This window comes from Thiomicrospira microaerophila (assembly GCF_023278225.1).
Taxonomy (GTDB): Bacteria; Pseudomonadota; Gammaproteobacteria; order Thiomicrospirales; family Thiomicrospiraceae; genus Thiomicrospira; species Thiomicrospira microaerophila_A.
Genome location: NZ_CP070959.1, coordinates 696,204 through 713,442 on the forward strand (window position 1 = coordinate 696,204; position 17,239 = coordinate 713,442).

At 45.9% G+C, this 17,239-nt stretch carries 19 protein-coding genes; 7 read left to right on the forward strand and 12 right to left on the reverse strand.

Annotated elements, in window-relative coordinates:
- The first annotated feature begins 21 nt into the window (after positions 1–21).
- Genes aroC through JX580_RS03435 form a run of 5 tightly spaced genes read left to right on the forward strand, consistent with a single transcriptional unit; the run spans position 22 to position 4,120 of the window.
- Entirely contained in the window at positions 22–1,131 is a 1,110-nt protein-coding gene (gene aroC / locus JX580_RS03415; protein ID WP_248851397.1) for a chorismate synthase, read from the forward strand.
- Entirely contained in the window at positions 1,115–2,296 is a 1,182-nt protein-coding gene (locus JX580_RS03420; protein ID WP_248851398.1) for an MFS transporter, read from the forward strand. Before aroC ends, JX580_RS03420 begins: the two co-directional genes overlap by 17 nt.
- Before the next feature lie 14 nt (positions 2,297–2,310).
- Positions 2,311–2,706 carry a lactoylglutathione lyase gene (gloA, locus tag JX580_RS03425; protein ID WP_248851399.1) on the forward strand — a complete coding sequence of 132 codons (396 nt, stop codon included), beginning with the start codon at positions 2,311–2,313 and terminating at the stop codon, positions 2,704–2,706.
- Positions 2,707–2,726: 20 nt separating this feature from the next.
- Positions 2,727–3,038 carry a pyrimidine/purine nucleoside phosphorylase gene (locus tag JX580_RS03430; protein WP_248851400.1) on the forward strand — a complete coding sequence of 104 codons (312 nt, stop codon included), beginning with the start codon at positions 2,727–2,729 and terminating at the stop codon, positions 3,036–3,038.
- A 20-nt stretch (positions 3,039–3,058) separates the two neighbouring features.
- Positions 3,059–4,120, forward strand: coding sequence for a peptidase M42 (locus tag JX580_RS03435; protein ID WP_248851401.1), 1,062 nt, complete (start codon positions 3,059–3,061; stop codon positions 4,118–4,120).
- 63 nt (positions 4,121–4,183) lie between these two features.
- Here JX580_RS03435 and trpS read toward each other — a convergent pair whose 3' ends face one another.
- From trpS to JX580_RS03490, 11 genes are all read right to left on the reverse strand, one after another.
- Positions 4,184–5,188, reverse strand: a complete 1,005-nt coding sequence (trpS, locus tag JX580_RS03440) for a tryptophan--tRNA ligase (protein ID WP_248851402.1) — start codon at positions 5,186–5,188, stop codon at positions 4,184–4,186.
- Positions 5,189–5,225: 37 nt separating this feature from the next.
- A complete protein-coding gene (locus JX580_RS03445; protein ID WP_248851403.1) occupies positions 5,226–6,083 on the reverse strand; it encodes an energy transducer TonB in 858 nt (285 codons plus the stop codon).
- Positions 6,083–6,466 (reverse strand): biopolymer transporter ExbD, encoded by a 384-nt coding sequence (locus JX580_RS03450; RefSeq protein WP_248851404.1) that lies wholly within the window; start codon positions 6,464–6,466, stop codon positions 6,083–6,085. Before JX580_RS03450 ends, JX580_RS03445 begins: the two co-directional genes overlap by 1 nt.
- A gap of 3 nt (positions 6,467–6,469) precedes the next feature.
- Complete coding sequence (gene exbB / locus JX580_RS03455; protein WP_248851405.1) at positions 6,470–6,925, reverse strand: TonB-system energizer ExbB; 456 nt, start codon at positions 6,923–6,925, stop codon at positions 6,470–6,472.
- Positions 6,926–6,994: 69 nt separating this feature from the next.
- Complete coding sequence (locus JX580_RS03460) at positions 6,995–7,378, reverse strand: DUF423 domain-containing protein (protein ID WP_248851406.1); 384 nt, start codon at positions 7,376–7,378, stop codon at positions 6,995–6,997.
- 189 nt (positions 7,379–7,567) lie between these two features.
- Positions 7,568–8,311, reverse strand: coding sequence for a hypothetical protein (locus JX580_RS03465; RefSeq protein WP_248851407.1), 744 nt, complete (start codon positions 8,309–8,311; stop codon positions 7,568–7,570).
- Positions 8,312–8,611: 300 nt separating this feature from the next.
- Positions 8,612–9,340, reverse strand: a complete 729-nt coding sequence (locus JX580_RS03470) for a c-type cytochrome (RefSeq protein ID WP_248851408.1) — start codon at positions 9,338–9,340, stop codon at positions 8,612–8,614.
- Positions 9,341–9,356: 16 nt separating this feature from the next.
- Positions 9,357–10,664 (reverse strand): NAD(P)/FAD-dependent oxidoreductase, encoded by a 1,308-nt coding sequence (locus tag JX580_RS03475; protein ID WP_248851409.1) that lies wholly within the window; start codon positions 10,662–10,664, stop codon positions 9,357–9,359.
- Positions 10,661–11,107 carry a c-type cytochrome gene (locus JX580_RS03480; RefSeq protein WP_248851410.1) on the reverse strand — a complete coding sequence of 149 codons (447 nt, stop codon included), beginning with the start codon at positions 11,105–11,107 and terminating at the stop codon, positions 10,661–10,663. The genes JX580_RS03475 and JX580_RS03480 overlap by 4 nt, the downstream gene beginning before the upstream one ends.
- A gap of 7 nt (positions 11,108–11,114) precedes the next feature.
- Positions 11,115–12,353: a hypothetical protein gene (locus JX580_RS03485; RefSeq protein ID WP_248851411.1), complete on the reverse strand. Its 1,239-nt coding sequence runs from the start codon at positions 12,351–12,353 to the stop codon at positions 11,115–11,117.
- Positions 12,353–13,810: a c-type cytochrome gene (locus tag JX580_RS03490; RefSeq protein WP_248851412.1), complete on the reverse strand. Its 1,458-nt coding sequence runs from the start codon at positions 13,808–13,810 to the stop codon at positions 12,353–12,355. The genes JX580_RS03485 and JX580_RS03490 overlap by 1 nt, the downstream gene beginning before the upstream one ends.
- A 334-nt stretch (positions 13,811–14,144) precedes the next feature.
- Here JX580_RS03490 and JX580_RS03495 point away from each other — a divergent pair, with 334 nt between their 5' ends.
- Both JX580_RS03495 and mpl read left to right on the forward strand, forming a co-directional pair.
- Positions 14,145–14,546 carry a DUF4168 domain-containing protein gene (locus JX580_RS03495; protein WP_248851413.1) on the forward strand — a complete coding sequence of 134 codons (402 nt, stop codon included), beginning with the start codon at positions 14,145–14,147 and terminating at the stop codon, positions 14,544–14,546.
- A 100-nt stretch (positions 14,547–14,646) separates the two neighbouring features.
- Complete coding sequence (gene mpl / locus JX580_RS03500) at positions 14,647–16,026, forward strand: UDP-N-acetylmuramate:L-alanyl-gamma-D-glutamyl-meso-diaminopimelate ligase (RefSeq protein ID WP_248851414.1); 1,380 nt, start codon at positions 14,647–14,649, stop codon at positions 16,024–16,026.
- A 99-nt stretch (positions 16,027–16,125) separates the two neighbouring features.
- Here the strand turns inward: mpl and JX580_RS03505 are convergent, their stop codons facing one another.
- Positions 16,126–17,229, reverse strand: a complete 1,104-nt coding sequence (locus tag JX580_RS03505) for a hypothetical protein (protein ID WP_248851415.1) — start codon at positions 17,227–17,229, stop codon at positions 16,126–16,128.
- Positions 17,230–17,239 lie beyond the last annotated feature (10 nt).

The window sequence follows — 17,239 nt, forward strand, 5'->3', positions numbered from 1 at the left end:
AAGCTTAGAAGAAGGGTTTTTATGGCGGGTAATACATTAGGGCAGGTTTTTAAAGTGACCACGTTTGGTGAAAGTCATGGTTTAGCATTGGGTTGTATTATAGATGGTTGTCCACCAGGCCTGGCGCTAACTGAAGAAGATATTCAAGCTGAATTAGATCGTCGCAAACCCGGAACGTCTAAATTCACCACTGCTCGTCGTGAACCTGACCAGGTTAAGATTCTATCAGGTGTATTTGAAGGGGTTACGACCGGTACCCCCATTGGCTTAATCATTGAGAATACCGATCAACGTTCGCAAGATTACTCAAAAATTGCGGATACCTTCCGTCCCGCCCATGCAGACTACACCTATTTACAAAAATACGGTATCCGAGACTATCGCGGTGGTGGGCGTTCTTCTGCCCGTGAAACTGCGATGCGAGTTGCTGCCGGTGCGGTGGCTAAAAAGTATTTGCGTGAGCGCTTGGGTGTTGAGGTTAAGGGCTATCTTTCGCAGTTAGGTCCGGTAAAAGTTGAAAAGGTCGATTGGACTGTGATTGATTCCAATCCATTTTTTTGTCCTGACCCCGGCAAGATCGCTGAAATGGAAGCCTATATGACTGAGTTGAAAAAAACCGGTGACTCAATCGGGGCTAAACTATCGATCGTGGCTAAGGGGGTTCCGGTGGGGCTCGGTGAACCGGTATTTGATCGATTGGATGCGGATTTGGCCCATGCATTAATGAGCATTAATGCGGTTAAAGGGGTAGAGATTGGCGATGGATTTGCGGTGGTAGAGCAAAAGGGCAGTGAGCATCGTGATGAAATGTCACCGGATCGTGGGTTTCATTCCAATCATGCAGGCGGTATTTTGGGCGGAATTTCGACCGGTCAAGAAATTATTGCTCACATCGCGCTAAAACCAACATCCAGTGTTACCGTGCCAGGCAAAAGCATTAACCGACAGGGTGAGGCGGTTGAAATGATTACCAAAGGACGTCATGATCCCTGTGTAGGTATTCGTGCTACGCCTATTGCCGAGGCACAAATGGCGATTGTACTCCTAGATCACTTTTTGCGTCATCGCGCGCAAAATGCTGATGTGACTCCACCCGTAATGGATTTGGCGAATCTTGCCAACAAACAATAACCTAAACACAAACCCCGAGGCGCCAGCCGTTTTTCCCCGTTGGCGTCTATCCAGTTATTACTTCTTTTACTTTACCCTGTTTGGTAGTCTGTTACCTTTTTTTGGCCTTTACATGCAGGAATTGGGTTTCAGTGCATGGCAAATTGGGCAGGTGATGGCGGCCTTAATCGGCACAAAAATTGTCGCCCCTTATCTTTGGGGTTGGTTAGCTGACCGAACTGGAAAAATTATGCCCTGGGTTCGGTTTGTGATTGGGATGGCGACTTTAGCCTCTATTGGCTTGCTTTGGACTGAAAGTTTTATGGGTGTGCTAATTGTGGTCACGCTGTTTAGCTTTTTCTGGCATGGAGGTTTGCCCTTATTTGAAGCCTATACCTTTAGTCAGTTAGGTAGTCAAAAAACTCAATACGGCAAAATAAGGCTTTGGGGTTCATTGGGGTTTATCTCAGCGGTGCTGGCGCTAGGATCTTTTTTTAGTCACTATGCGTTATCAGGGTTTCCTTGGGTTATTCTGGGTTTGTTTATTTTGTTATGGCTAGTAAGTTGGAGCCTAAAAGACCAGGCCTGCATTACCGCATCACCGGCTCAAGAAATGAAGATCGGTTATTTATTAAAATCACCTTTGGTTTGGTCGCTTTTAATGGTGAGCTTTTTAATTCAATTCTCTCATGGAACCTATTACAATTTTTTTTCAATCGATCTTACCGCGCATGGCTACAGTAAACAGATCATTGCTTGGTTGTGGACAGTGGGGGTGGTTGCCGAAGTTTTTGTTTTTCTGACGATGGTATGGTTATTTAAAACCCTATCGGTAAGAAGCTTGATTTTGGCCAGTCTTGCTTTAACCCTCGTTCGCTGGCAACTGAATATTTGGGGCGTTGAGTCTTTGGCTTGGATGCTATTTGCCCAAACGCTGCATGCCGCGAGTTTCGGTTTGTTCCACGCAGCTGCATTGCATTTGATTGATGACTTGTTTAAAGGTAAGCTACGCGGGCGAGGCCAAGCAATCTATGCGGCAACTAGTCAGGGTTTAGGCGGTGCTTTAGGGGCGTTAGTAGCTGGGCTAACCTGGACTTGGGGTGGGGCTTTTCTATCCTATATGGTGTCCTCAATAGCTATAATATTGGCGATGTTGATTGCATGGCGCTGGTTAAAATTTAACTAATGGAGAAAACACGAATGCGGATGTTACATACGATGTTACGCGTTGGCGACCTGCAACGCTCGATTAATTTTTACACCGAGGTGATGGGGATGAGCTTGTTGCGTCAAAAAGATTACCCTAAAGGTGAGTTTACTTTAGCGTTTCTAGGGTATGGCGATGAAGCCGATCATACGGTGTTGGAGTTAACTTATAACTGGGGTGTCAGTGAGTATGAAATGGGCACAGCCTATGGGCACATTGCGATAGAGGTTGATGATGTCTATCAAGCCACCGCGCAAGCTAAAGAAAAAGGGTGTAAAATTCTGCGCGAAGCCGGACCGATGAACGCCGGTTCAACGATTATTGCATTTTTAGAAGACCCTGATGGTTATCCGATTGAACTAATCGGTGCCGATCACGTAAGAACTTAATTTTTTTAATGGAGAACAGAATGAGTCAATTTGAAGGCGTTACCGTAGTAAAGCAAGCGAATATTTATTTTGACGGCAAGGTTACCAGCCGAATCGTCAAGTTTGCTGATGGTTCGCGTAAAACCCTGGGTATTATGATGCCGGGTGATTACGAATTTGGTACCGACGAAGATGAATTAATGGAAATTCTAGCAGGTGAAGTTGAGGTATTATTGCCCGGTTCAAACGAATGGCAAACCATTGTAGGCGGCGAATCGTTTGAAGTTCCGGCCAAAGCGAAGTTTGGTATTAAAGTTAAATCAGTAACGGATTACTGCTGTTCTTACTCCTAATCAAATAAAGGAATACACTGATGGATCATCACTTTGCTGATTTTATTGATTTGCTAAAGGGTTTGATTCGTCAGCCTTGTGTTGTCGGCGCCGAGCACTCATTTTTCCGTGTGCTGCAACGCGAGCTAGAAGAACGCGGTGCGAAAGTGACTTGGTATGAAGGCCTGCTGGTCGCGCAGGGTGCAAAACCCAATAGTGCGATGTTCTCAGCGCACATTGACCGACATGGTCTGATATGCACCGGGCCGAATGAGTTTCAATATGCCGCGTTTGTTTCTGGACACCGCTCTGATTTATTAGGCAATGCCGTTAGTGAAGAACTGATGCAAAAAATCGGTGAACGATTTGAATCTACTCCGGTTATGGCTTATGAACCCTGGTCTGGTGCTTATCGCGGGTCGGGGGTGATTAAAAACACAGCTATTTGTGAGTTTCGCAATAACCTTATTTTTGAACTCGACGGTTTGGAACATCTGGTGGCAGGCACACCGGTCGCGTTCCGTGATGGTTTAAAGATCGAGGGCAACCTGTTAAGCGGTCAGCTTGATAACGTGTTAACCGCCGCATTGTTGGTGCATTTATTTAGCTTAGGTTTTGAAGGTACGGCATTTTTTACCGCGCAGGAAGAGTCAGGTTCAAGTTGGCGTTATTTGCTTGAATGGTTTCGTCGTTTTGGCGGTTCAACCAATCAACTCGTCGTGGTCGATACCAGTCCTTATCCCGATCGAAAAGCCGCTGATGTACAAAAGGTCGTGTTACGCCGAAAAGATAATCATGCGCACTACAATACTGAAACCACGGAACAACTCGTCAAGTTATGCGAACAGCTTGATATTAGTTATAGCTTTAAAGACGAGTTTGTTGAAAAACAAAATCGCGAGCTAGTGGCAAAAGGTTTAGCACCTAAATCGCTAGGCAGTACAGAAATGGGGCGGATTACCTTGGCATCAAACGGCTTTGTCCACGGCACGACCCTGCAAATCCCCACTACCGGATACCACACCATGTCAGAAACCGCCTCAATAGAATCCTGCCAAGCCTTTTTAAAACTGCTAACGGTTTTGTCAGGGATTGAGCATTAATATTTAAAACTGGATTGAATTTAGCGTTATGACCAGGCCTGGTGATAACGCATTTTTTGATGATTAAGGGAGAACAAAGCCAATTGTTTGTTGGACATCGCGAAGCGTTTTTTGTGCTTGCGCGCGGGCGTTGTCTGCGCCTTGTTTTAAAATGGCTTTCAGTGCGGTTTCATCTTCGCGGATTTGGTAAAAACGCTGTTGAATCGGGGTAAGGTATTCGACGATCAGTTCACCGAGTTCAACTTTTAAATGACCGTACATTTTGCCTTCAAAGTGTTTAACCACCTGTTCAATCGTTTGGCCGCTAATCACCGAATAGATGGTGAGTAGGTTTGACACACCTGGTTTATTTTCAAGATCATATTCAATGACATCACCGGAGTCGGTGACCGCTTTTTTACATTTTTTTAGAATGGTTTTGGGATCGTCAAGCAGGGCAATAAAGTTATTTTTATTGTCGTCGGATTTCGACATTTTGCTGGTCGGGTCTTGTAAGCTCATAATCCGGCCGCCTGAGGTCGCTGGCGCGATAAAGGGTTCGGGCACTTTGAAAATGTCTCGACCAAAACGGTTATTGTAGCGATGGGCGAGGTCACGCGTGAGTTCTAAATGCTGTTTTTGATCGGCACCGACGGGTACCAGTTCGGTTTGATAAAGCAGAATATCAGCCGCCATGAGTACCGGGTAGTTAAATAAACCTGCATTAATATTGTGTTCGTGTTTTTGCGACTTATCTTTAAACTGCGTCATGCGATTAAGTTCACCCATATAGGTCGCGCAGTTTAGGATCCATGCGAGTTCTGCATGTTCAGGCACGTGAGACTGAATAAAAACCGTGCTTTTTTTTGGATCAATGCCGGCAGCTAAGTAAAGCGCAACAAAATCTAAGCTGCGTTTGGCTAAGGCTTGGGGGTCCTGCTCAACGGTAATGGCGTGCATATTGACCAGAGAAAAAAGACATTGATAGTCATCTTGGAGTTTAACCCAGTTTTTAATTGAGCCAATGTAATTGCCAATCATCAAGTCGCCGGATGGCTGAATGCCACTAAACAATATCGGTTTACTCATGCTATTCTCGAAGTTTTATAGTCTAAAACCGCTTATTTTAGCGCAATTTGTACTCAATCGGTACGCTGTGTGTCCAGCGATCGCGTGTTATTTCAGGCGGGAAGGGGAGAAAGCGTTGTTTCATCTGCTCGAAAAAAATGTTCATCGCAGCATCATCTAAAATCCGACGACCCGATGAATCGATGATTTCGATGTCGATTATCCGCCCATCAGGCAGTAGGGTGAAGGTTACTGTGACTTGGCCTTGCCAACCACGGCGCTGCGCCATACGTGGGTAGGTGTCTTGCGCATAGCGAATGAGCGTGTTGCTGAGTTCATTTAGATAGCGTTGTTCAGCCGCCTCAATTTTTTGTTGGCTTATTTGCGGTTCAACCGGTATCGGATCGGGTTCAATTTGCGGTTCTTGAATGATCGGTTCGGAGACCTGTTCGACAATAGGCTGCTCTTGGATGGTTTCCTGCACAGGTTCAGGTTCTGGAATCGGCTCAGGATCCGGAATCGGTTCAGGCTCTGGAATTGGCTCAGGTTCTGGAATCGGTTCAGGTTCTGGAATCGGTTCAGGTTCTGGAATCGGTTCAGGTTCTGGAATCGGCTCAGGTTCTGGAATCGGTTCAGGTTCTGGAATCGGCTCAGGTTCTGGAATTGGCTCAGGTTCTGGAATTGGCTCAGGTTCTGGAATTGGCTCAGGTTCTGGAATTGGCTCAGGCTCTGGAATCGGTTCAGGTACAGGTTGGGGCGGCGGCGCGAACATGGCTAGGGTAACGGGCACGGCGCGTTCTGGTGTGGCGGGTGGCTCAGCAGGTCTTTGCCAAAACCAAGCGGCTAGCGCAATGGCGATAGACAAATAAATAGCGAATGCAAGGATAAAACCTTTGCCGGAGTCCGAGCGCAACATTAGCTTTTGCGTTCCGTCAGAATGGTGATATTGTCATGTTGATATTTTTTAACAATATCCATCAAAGTAACAAAAAAATGAAACTCAACAGCCTGGTCAACGCGAAGTTGAATCAGCGTATTCCGATCAAGCTGTGCCATTTTTTGGTTTAATCCATCCGTTTGAATCGGTTCACCGTCCCAATAAAGTTGGCCGCTATTATCAAGTGATAGATTTAATTTTTCGCGGTCTTCAGGATTAAAACTGGCGGTATTTTCAGTTTGGGGTAGTTGAATATCGATTTTGTCATGCACAATAAACGAAGCCGTTAACAGCACAATCGCCAGTAAAACCAACATCACATCAATCAGCGGGATGACATTCATCGAATCAAAGCGTTTCATGGCTTAATCCTTGTTTAGTGTCTGGGCTTGAGGTGATAGGTCCTGATAAACACGGTATTTGGCTTGCAGTTCTTCGACTTTACGCAGCAGGCCGTTATAAAACATCAAAGCGGGAATTGCCACGGCGATACCGGCAGCGGTCAATTTTAACGCCAGCGCCAAGCCCGTCATAATGACAGAGGTTTCTAGGCTGTCATTCATCCCAATTTCATAAAAGGTAATAAGGATGCCAATGACCGTGCCTAATAGACCGACATAGGGCGCATTGGCACCAATGGTCGAAAGGGTGGTCAGGTTTTTAGTAATGTCGATATTGAGCAGTTCAATATGCGCATAGCTTTCAATGTTGATGCGTTTAAATAAAAACAAACGTTCAAAGGTAATCCAAAGCGCGATAAACATCATCAAGCCGAGGATGGTAAAAAAGGTTAGATCAAGGTAAAGTTGTATATTGTCCATGTGAAACTGAGTCTCTTAATGATAATCATTTTAAAATAAACGTGATTATGTATTTTTGATTGAGTAATGTCAAGTGTTGGGTTTGAGTAACCAGGCCTGGTAACTCAGCATTAACCAACTAAACACCCAGATAGTGCCACCAATAGGGGTTAGATAGACTAGGGGTTGCCAGCCCAATAAAACCCATAAATATAGGCTGCCAGAAAACAGCAGTATGCCGACGAGTAGTCCAGTTTTAATGCCTGTAAAACGCAAGGGTTTATGGATTAAGCCAGCCAGACTTAATGTTAATAAAGCGATAGCATGGGCAAAGTGATAAAACACAGCGGTTTGCCAAGTGGACAGTTGTTTTTCCGTTAACTGGGATTCAAGGCCGTGTGCACCAAATGCGCCTAACATAACCGCTAGCATCATTAAACACGCCGAAAGGGATAACCAATAGTTTATTTTCATTATTGAATCCAGATTTTATTAAATTTTATGATAACAAAAAATAATTGTTTAGGTGTGGATAATTATTTATATCAGTTGATTTGCTTTTAGCAGAGACATTGTTAAGTGATTTGGGTATTTACTATAGAGAGTGGAGCTTGGTTGCAAGGCTATCAGGGGGAGCTGACAGCCTTGAGAGCCTAGTGAAGATTAATTACGCTGAATTAAAGAGCGTTTGAACAGGTTTAACCAGCTGTCGTTCATTTCTTCTTGATGAAGAACAGCGACAGAAGCTTGTTCACCATTAGCGTTTAATGCAACTTGATGGATTAACATTAGGCCATCTTTAGGGTTGATGGTGACAGCAAACATATTTTGTTTTGCTGTTAGATAGGCCTTAATAGCCGCATCTTCAGCGGCAATTTTTTCTAACATTTTCGGTGCCCATACGGCGACGTGATAGAAAATTGCGCCTTCGTAATTGGCTTTAGCCAGTTCTGAAAGGGTTGCTTTTACTAATGCATAGTTTTGTGGAGCGGGTGTTTGACCGCCAAATACTAGAGCAACAGCTTCTTTATCCATCATGCGGGCGGCTTGTTTAGCGACATCATCCGGCTCGTTAACGGCGATAGAAAGGTAAACATTGTTATCGCGGTTATGTGCGACAGTTTCGGCCCCAATCGCCGCAGCGAGAGAGGTACAGATTGAGCTGGTGTTTTGGATTATGTTTAAGCTTTTAACATTTAACTGGTTGGTTAATGCAAGGCCAACCGCTTGACCGGTATAGGTGCGTAATGCAAAGTGTTCGCCAAGGTTTAGAGGCTGCTCAATCAAATTGGCAAAAGGGTCGGGTGTGATTTCTTTAGTTGGCTTATCGCCCATTGCTAGTGCTGCGGTTGAAGTTGCCAAGGTTAAGCCGGAAATTAATAAAGCCTGTTTTAGTTTTACGTTCATTTATTTTGCTCCGAATTTGAGTGATGAGAAGATTCATTATTTTTTCTAATGACCATATAAAATAATATAGTGTTTATTTCAGGTTGCAACTAAAAATGAGAAATTAGCTTTTTATTTCATAAATAAATCATTTTTTTGCATAGTTACAAACAAAAACCCCGCCGAAGCGGGGACCTGAGGAGCAGGATTTGGAATGGTGTTTCGGTTAAACCGAGACAACCGTAAGTGTGCTTAACAGCCAGATTAAAGCGACTGAGCCGAAGGTGAGGATAATGCCCCAGATAATGGCTTTGATTCCGTTCATTTGGCACCTCCTTGATAACCAAGTCCGGCGTAATAATCGGCGAGTGCTTGAATTTCAGCATCACTCAATTCATAGGCGAACTGCGCCATGCCTTCGTGAATGTCATTGCTGCGTTTTTTGTCACGGTAAGCCTGCATGGTGCGCACAAAATAGTCGCTAGTTTGACCGGCAAGGGCAGGGGTAATGCCATTGCCTTCCCCCTGTGCGCCGTGGCACGAGGCGCAAGCAATAATCATCCGATTCACCTCACCCTTGCGGATCATCTGATCTATTTTCGGTTCGGTCTGCGGTTGTGCGACACGAATCGGCAACGCCTGCTGCGCATAATAGACCGCGAGGTCAGCCATATCTTGGTTAGACATCGGCAGGGTGGCGGCCTGCATCAGTTTGGCCTTGCCATCACCTTCATTACGCAAACCGGATTGATAATCCAGTAGGGTTTTGTAGGTGTATTCTTTGGTCTGCCCCGCTAGGCTGGGGGCATTACGTGAGGGCGCGACACCGGCATCGCCGTGGCACGTCATGCAAAGGCCGTCGCGGTGTAATTGGGCACCACGTAATGCGTCACCTTGCGGCATCTCTTTCAGCGTTTGGTTCCATTCGATATGCGTCCAAGTATTAGCCGCAGCTTTAGGTTCAGCAGCCAAGCTTGCACCGGCGGTGCTGATCAGCAAAGCGGATAATGCACCGGCCAGGGCGTTTGATAAACGGTTGGTTTTGGTCATGTTATTCTCCTTGGCCTTAGTGAAAGATTTCTTTACGGAAAGTACGTTGCCAGTTTTTCGCCAAGTCGGCACGAATATGGCGAACATACGGGTTATCCGTCACTTCGGAAATGCGTTTCTGCGTAACATAGGTGTCACCGGCAAAACGATGGGTGTCGGCAATGGTCATGCCATAGTCATCTGAAATAATGGCCACACAGTTATTCGCAATAAACGGCGTGCCGGGTTCACGGCCTTCCAAGTCGGCGACAATGGATTCCACCACCACCTTGGCTTGGTTGCTGGCAATCATGCCGGTTTTCGACATCGGGGCATTCACCATATCGCCAATCACATAGACATTCGGGTCTATTAGGGATTTAAAGGTTTTGGCTTCAAAATCCACCCAACGCTGACCTTGTGCCAGGCCTGCTTCAATCGCAAACTTTGATGCTTTGTGCGGCGGGATAATATTGATCACATCCGCTTTAATTTTTTCGCCACTGGCGGTGATCAGGGTTTTATTGCGCGCATCGAGTTTAACTGCACGGCCACCATCCTTTTCCGCCACCCAGCTAATGACTTCATTTTCGGTGCCAAAGCCATAGCGTTCTTTCCAGTAGTGTTCATAGTGCTCCTGGAAGGTATAGCGGTTTTTAGAATCGAGAATAATTAACTTCGCGGTGGGATTAGTGCGCGACAGTTGATCGGCAATCATCGAGACCCGCTCATAAGGAGCCGGTGGGCAACGATAGGCGCCATCCGGTGATGACATCACAAACACACCACCTTGGGGCATGGCATCAATTTGCGCTTTGAGCTTGGCGGTTTGTGCGCCAGCTTTCCATGCATGTGGCAAATCACCCGCGGCATGAGCGGCACTATAGCCCTCGACCGCGTCATAGATAAAGTCCGGCCCGGTCGACACCACCAGCTTGTCATAGCTGACGTTTTCTCCCGACCCAAGACGCAACTGGCGTTTTGCGTAATCAATCGCTACCGCCTTGTCTTGAATCACATTGACGCCATAACGCTGGCGCATAGTGTCATAGTTAAAGGTCAGGTTTTCAAGGGTTTCGTGACCGTTAAATACCTCGTTACTGCCCGGGCAGAAGGTGTACTCCGGATTCGGCTCAACCAGGGTAATGCGAACCTTGCCATGGGCGAGGCGCAAGTATTTGGCGGTGGCCGCACCACCGATGCCACCACCGACAATAACAATATGTGCCGATTTACTTGACCAGGCCTGGTTGCTAAAACCAAACAGGCCGGTGCCGGCAACCGCTGCCGCGCCAAAGCGTTTAATCAAGTCACGACGACTTAGGGTTGATTGTGATGAGCTCATTGCGCACCTCCGATTTGTTTAATTGTGCCGTCAGGATTTAAAAAGGCCGATTTGGTTGTGTCCGGCGCAGGCCATTGTGTAGCGGGTAGGCTTGAAAAATAATCCGCCATTGCCTCAATTTCGGCATCGGTGTACACATAAGCGACATCGTGCATCACAATGGTCGGAAAATCGCCTTGACGAAACGCCTTCATCAGGTCAATAAAATGTTGGCGGTCCATACCCGCTAACGGCGGCATGCCTTCGTTAAACTCGGCGCCAAGGGTGCCATGACAGGCGGCACAGCTATCGCCAAGCATTTTGCCGCTTGGCATCGGGAACTGGGCATTGATTTCATTCACTTCTGCATCGCTGAGTTTGGCGTCGGCGGCGATGACCAGGCCTGGTAGTGTCAGGCAGGCGATCAGCGCACTTTGTAATAATTGATTTTTTAGCTTCATCATCGTCTCCTTATTGCATCCAAACCCAAAAACCGAGCACAAAGAAATGCACCATCCACAGTGAAATCACCCAAATCGCAATCGTACCGGCACGGTCAACAGCCGCACTCGGCACATACACGCCCTTGCTTTGACCGACTTTCCAAGCGATGGTGAGGAAATAACCTAATACCGCACCGCCGACCACGGCAAAGGTGCCGAAGAACAAGAGGGTGGAGTACCAGTCAATGATTACTTTGTAGTCAAAAAAGTTATAGCCAAAGAAACCATTCAGAATGTCATAACGCAACACCTCGCGGCCAATCGATGGCAATAACACCGCAATAAACGCCATTGCCAACACCATATAGTTACAAATGGATTTAGCGTCGTTTAAACGTAGGTGTGACCATACCGCCAAGCCGATAAAGCCCAAGGCAGGTAAGATGCTCCAAATGGAACCGGCAAAGTTTTCCGCGGTTTCAGGTAGGGTGACCATCCAGCCAAGATAGGGAATCAAGACCAATAATGAACCGACTTTAAGCCATTTTTTACCTAACTCCGCTGTCCAGTTTAAATAAGCGTGATCGGCATCCTCTCGAACTGATTTAAAGCGACGATAAGCCACCATCATTGCGCCGGCAACCGGAATCGCAATCAGGATAAAGAAGGCAAAACGCCATGGGTTGTTGGCATGCAACTGCGAGCCAGTGGTATCCATTGCACCATTGGGCATATACCACTGCTGCCAAAGCTCTGGGTGCAACATTTGTGAGGTGAGGCTGTGCATAATCCAACCGGCGAGCAAAAAGATCGCAAGACTGGCAATAATCGACCAGCGCGCTTTGGGCTTATCCGCACCCTGGCCAAATTTGCCATTGCGGAAATAGTAGTAATACATCAACCAGTAGGCCATGATCATAATCACAATAAAGCCGATGACCCAGCGTGCGGATAACACATTGGCGGTGTACCATTGCGGGTCATAGACCACCTGCACAAACAGCAGGGGCGCGACCCCAATCACAATCGCCACCGAGACCGAAACCTTAGCGATTTCGAGCATCGCGCTGGCAAGACGCTGCCAGTAAGGGTTATTGCTAAACGCACCGTAGGCAGTGATCGCACCGGTGCCCAGCATGAGTTGCACAAAGAAAATGTGCATGGCGAAGGTTAACACCCCCAACGCGATAAACACAATCGGGTAAAAAGGCACGCCCGCCGGATTGCGCAGGGCGTACATCATGTCAGTTAATTGTGCGACTTCCATTATTGCATCTCCTCTGTAGTCGGTTTCATACTCACGACTAAGTCAGCTTTATCCGCCAATTGCTTGGCTTCACGGTTAGCGATTTCTTCGCTAATCGCCAGACTGGTGGCGGCTAAACCGTCATTGTTGATTTTGGTTAGATAGGCGGCAATTGCTTGCACCTCCGATTCCAACATCGGCATTTTTGGCATATAGGCGATATTGCCGGGCACTAATGCACCTCGGATATAGCGCGCCATCACTTCTTCATTCACCTGATCAGGGAAGTAACGATGTAACGGGCGAATACCGGAGTCACTGACCGAGTGACAGTTAGCGCAATAGGTCATGGTGATAAATTCACCGGCTTGAATTTTATTGCCGTCATTGACTGTTTGCAGATGCTCCGGGGTAAACGGATGGGCTTTAAGAATGCCGATTTTTTCAATCAATGGCAGTTGCGATTGAATATCCATGCCCGGTACATCACGGCCAATGATTTGGTTGGAATAGACATATTGACCCGCCACCCAGGGCTTACGCATGGATTCACGCGCGGTTTCTTCTGGCCACAAACCAGCGACCAAAATCACAATCGCCATGGTGCCGGCAAAGCCGCTGACCAAAAACTTTGGTTGCACCATGGTCAGTATGAAATAACCAATCGTGAGGGCTAATACAATGGCGATACTCGGGCCAAAGTAATCCGGCAAACGGTTTTCCATCACCAATAACGCATAGTCTGGCACCGAGTTCAGATAAAGTTGGAACATGGCCGCGCCTAACAGGGTGGCGATAATCCCCAGCCAACCGAGCTTGCGCGTCATTTCTTTTTTAAACGCTTGGTCTTTGATCCCGGCGACAATAATGCCGCCGACCACGGCGGTCATAGTGAGCATAAACATCGCCCGCATCGCCAACTGAATAAAGGTGTTGTCACCATAGAAGCCAAGCAGATAACCACCGTCTTCAAACCAAGCTTCTTTGCCCGGCACCATCATAAACGACAGAATGCCGACAATAATCACCATGGTGGCGAAGGAGGCGATACCAAAAATCACCGAGATTTTCATATGGGTTTTCTTATCGACCTTGCCGACCAGATACACAATCATATAAATCCCAATCACCTCGATCACAAAGAACACCCATTCGGTGGCCCATTTCCATACAAACGAGTGAATCAATGCGCCGATGCCGTTCGGGCTGGCGACGGTGGTGGAATACCAAATACCGACCCCGGTTAACGAACCGGCGACATAGGTAAACACCAAAAGAAACAGCCCGTACTTTTTAACAAAATCGAGATAATCATCACGATCATCTTTCCAAGCACGGTAAGACAGATAAGCAAATAACAAGGCCGCACCCACCGAAGTGTGTGAGGCGAGAATGTGAAACGTGGCGATAAAGCCAACCACCCAGCCGGAACCGACGGCGGGTTCGTACCAGGTAGGAAACAGACTAATCAGTTCCATGATAGTGTCCTTATATAAAAGTTAGTTGAAAGATTCGATACCCATATTAATAAACTTTTATCTCAAGACTATGACGAAAGTCTTAAGATTTAGACTGGGATCTTTGCTGGTGAGTATTGTATATAGAAATATTTGATATGGTTATTTGAATAATTAATGGATGGCTTTAGAATAAATTAATCACCCATAAATAATTTATGGTTTTTTAAATGTGTAAATTCTAAGAAGGTCGGTTATGAGATTTGAACTATCCGATGGGTGTATGTTTGAATGGAAATTGTCGAATGAAGCCTTGCAAGGTCATCGATCATTTTTTTACCAAACAAGGAGAATTATGTTTTCTAAAAAACTTATACCTATCATGGCAGCCGGTAGCTTGACAATTTTCAGTGCTGCGATTTATGCACAGCCCATGTCTTCTCCAGCACCTATTTCATCCCAGACTCAAACGGAAACGCCGACAGACATTCAAGTTGACCAATTTGTAAGTGCGGCCTTAAAAATCGAACAAATAAAATCCGAGTTGCAGCAGTTTTTGGCAGAAAAACCCAAGGAAGAGGTCACTGAGCAATTAATTGATCAAGTGAATACTCAATTTAATATTGAAGCGACTAAGGCAATTGAAAAAACCGGTTTGTCGATTGAGCGTTATAGCAACATGATGGCGTTGTTGGATCAAGATCCACATCTATTGCAGCGTGTTCAGCGAAAAATAGATGAAATATCGATGAATTAGTTTGATACTGTAACCTGTTGAATCTTTCCTAATAAGGCAAGCAGGCCTGGTTAGGTATGGTATTTGCTGTAAAATCCCTAAACTATTTTAGGGATTTTTTATGCATATTCACATTCTTGGCATTGCTGGTACTTTTATGGGTGGCATTGCACAACTGGCCAAAGCTAAAGGCCATCAGGTCACAGGTTCTGACAAAGCGATTTATCCCCCCATGAGCACTCAGCTTGAACAAGCTGGAATTGAGGTGAGTGCGGATGATGATCTAAGTTTTTTAAAGCTTCCACCCGATCAGGTTGTCATTGGCAATGCGATGAGTCGGGGGCATTTAGCGGTTGAAGCGACACTCAATGCGCAGCAAGTTTATACTTCGGGTCCACAATGGTTGGCAGAAAACTTACTTCATGATCGTTGGGTGATTGCGGTAGCAGGTACTCACGGTAAAACAACGACCAGCGCAATGGTCGCCTGGATTCTAGAAGCAGTTGGGCTTAATCCTGGTTTCTTGATCGGCGGGGTCCCTGAGAATTTCGGTGTCTCGGCTCGCCTAGGTGCTGGCCCGTTTTTTGTAGTGGAAGCCGATGAATATGACACCGCATTTTTTGATAAACGTTCTAAGTTTGTACATTATCATCCGCGAACCCTAGTGATGAATAATCTTGAGTTTGACCATGCGGATATCTTTGCTGATTTAGCCGCGATTCAAACTCAATTCCATCATTTGGTTCGTACCGTGCCGAGCAATGGCTTGATTATTTATCCCGCAGACGAGCCTAGCTTAGAGGCTGTACTTAAAAGAGGCTGCTGGACGCCAACACAAACGCTGGGGCTTAAACGGGGGGATTGGCAAGCAGGCCTGCTAAGAGACGATGGATCTTGTTTTAGTGTGCTTTATCAAGGCAAGCTGGTGGGGCAGGTGAGCTGGGGTATGACGGGGCTTCATAATGTGAAAAATGCCTTGAGTGCGATTGCAGCCTCAGTTCATGCCGGCGTGCCGGCATTTGAAGCGGTTAACGCGCTCTGTAGTTTTAAAGGTGTGCGGCGACGTATGACCAAAGTGGGCAGCGTCAAGGGTATTACGATTTATGATGACTTTGCGCATCATCCTACTGCAATAGGCTTAACTTTGCAGGGATTAAAAAAACAAATGGATCAAACAAGCAGGCCTGGTTTTGACGAACCCTCGCGTTTGATTGCGGTGTTTGAACCCCGTTCCAATACTATGCGGTTAGGCGTTCATAAGGACACCTTGCCACAAGCCTTTATTGATGCTGATCAGGTCTATGCGTTTATTGATCCTGCTTGGAATTGGCAATTGCCTGTTGATGCCTTTAGTCAAACGGTCACAACTCAAAGCAGTTATAACGCACTACTTGAAACCTTGAGCAATGAACTAAAACCGGGGGATCAGGTGGTGTTGATGTCCAACGGCAGTTTTGGCGGATTGCATTTGCGACTGCTTGAAGCTTTAAGCCTAGCCTAAGATAGCCTGAAAACGCAAAGGGTTTCTAAAAAATTTTGATAATCTCAACTTGTGTTAAGCAAGCTGGGATTATCATTTTGATATGACAATCAAAGAATATTAGTTTGAATACTCATAAGGGTTACGGTAGCGATAGAGTTGAGCGGGTGCTGCAAACTCTTTTTGCATTTCATTGATTGTATTTGTTAGGGTTTCAACCGCCTTTTCAAGCGCGTGTTGTTGTTGTTGTGTAAGCTCCAGTAATTTCACTTCCAACTGTTTAAAATCTTTCTCGCTTGAGCTGCTGCTTGGTATTCCAGTGTTTTGTTGTGCTGCAACGTTTGGTCTTGCTATTAATTGGTTATGAATGTTTGTTAATTGTTCGCCCTGGGCTTTAAGCTGGGCATCCAAAGCATTAAAGCGGGGAATCAGTGAGGCTGTTGGCGTTGGCGTAACTTGAGTGCTTAGGTTACTATTTACCCGATCGGTCGCGTTTTTTATTGCTGTTAACTCTGTTTCTGTTTTTGAGATGAGTTGAGTGATTTGCTGTTGATGCTCACTAATCGTTGACTCAAGCCAAGTTCGTAAATTTTCTGAGTTATCGGTTGAATTGGGTTGAGTCTGAACATTTAAGCTGTCAAGGTCATCATTTAATGTGGTGTCAAAGTTTAATCGCGGATTGTTTGGATCAGACATAGCGACTTCAATAATTGAAGCTAATTCATTTATTTTTAAATTGAGCTGCCTTTGATTTAGCGCGTTTTCGGTTTTGATAATATCAAGAATCGATTGTTCAAATGCTTTTTGTTGGTTTTGGCTTTCATAAAAAAACCAAGCTGAAACGGCGGTGATTCCACCCAACATTAAAATTGCAGTCACCGATAAACCCGCAACAAAATTACGCACTGATTTATTATCTTGACTCGTGTTGCGCATCGCTTGACGCGATGATAATGCAATATCCTGCAGGTCATCGAGGTGTGCTTGTTGTTTGTCTGATATTCTTAGATTGATCTGTGCGCTTTCTTGGCTGTTTTCTGTGGCTTTCTGTGTGGCTTTGATTGCTTCAAGTAATAACGCAGCAGTAGTGATTTCCTTGCTATCAGGTGCGTTTTTTAGCTCGGTTTGAGTGTTCTCAACGTCCTGTACTTGATTTTGGAGCATATCCGTAGACTGTTCAAGTGTCTCAAGTTCGTCAAGAAGATCATCTGCAATGTTAGTCATAAAACGTGCC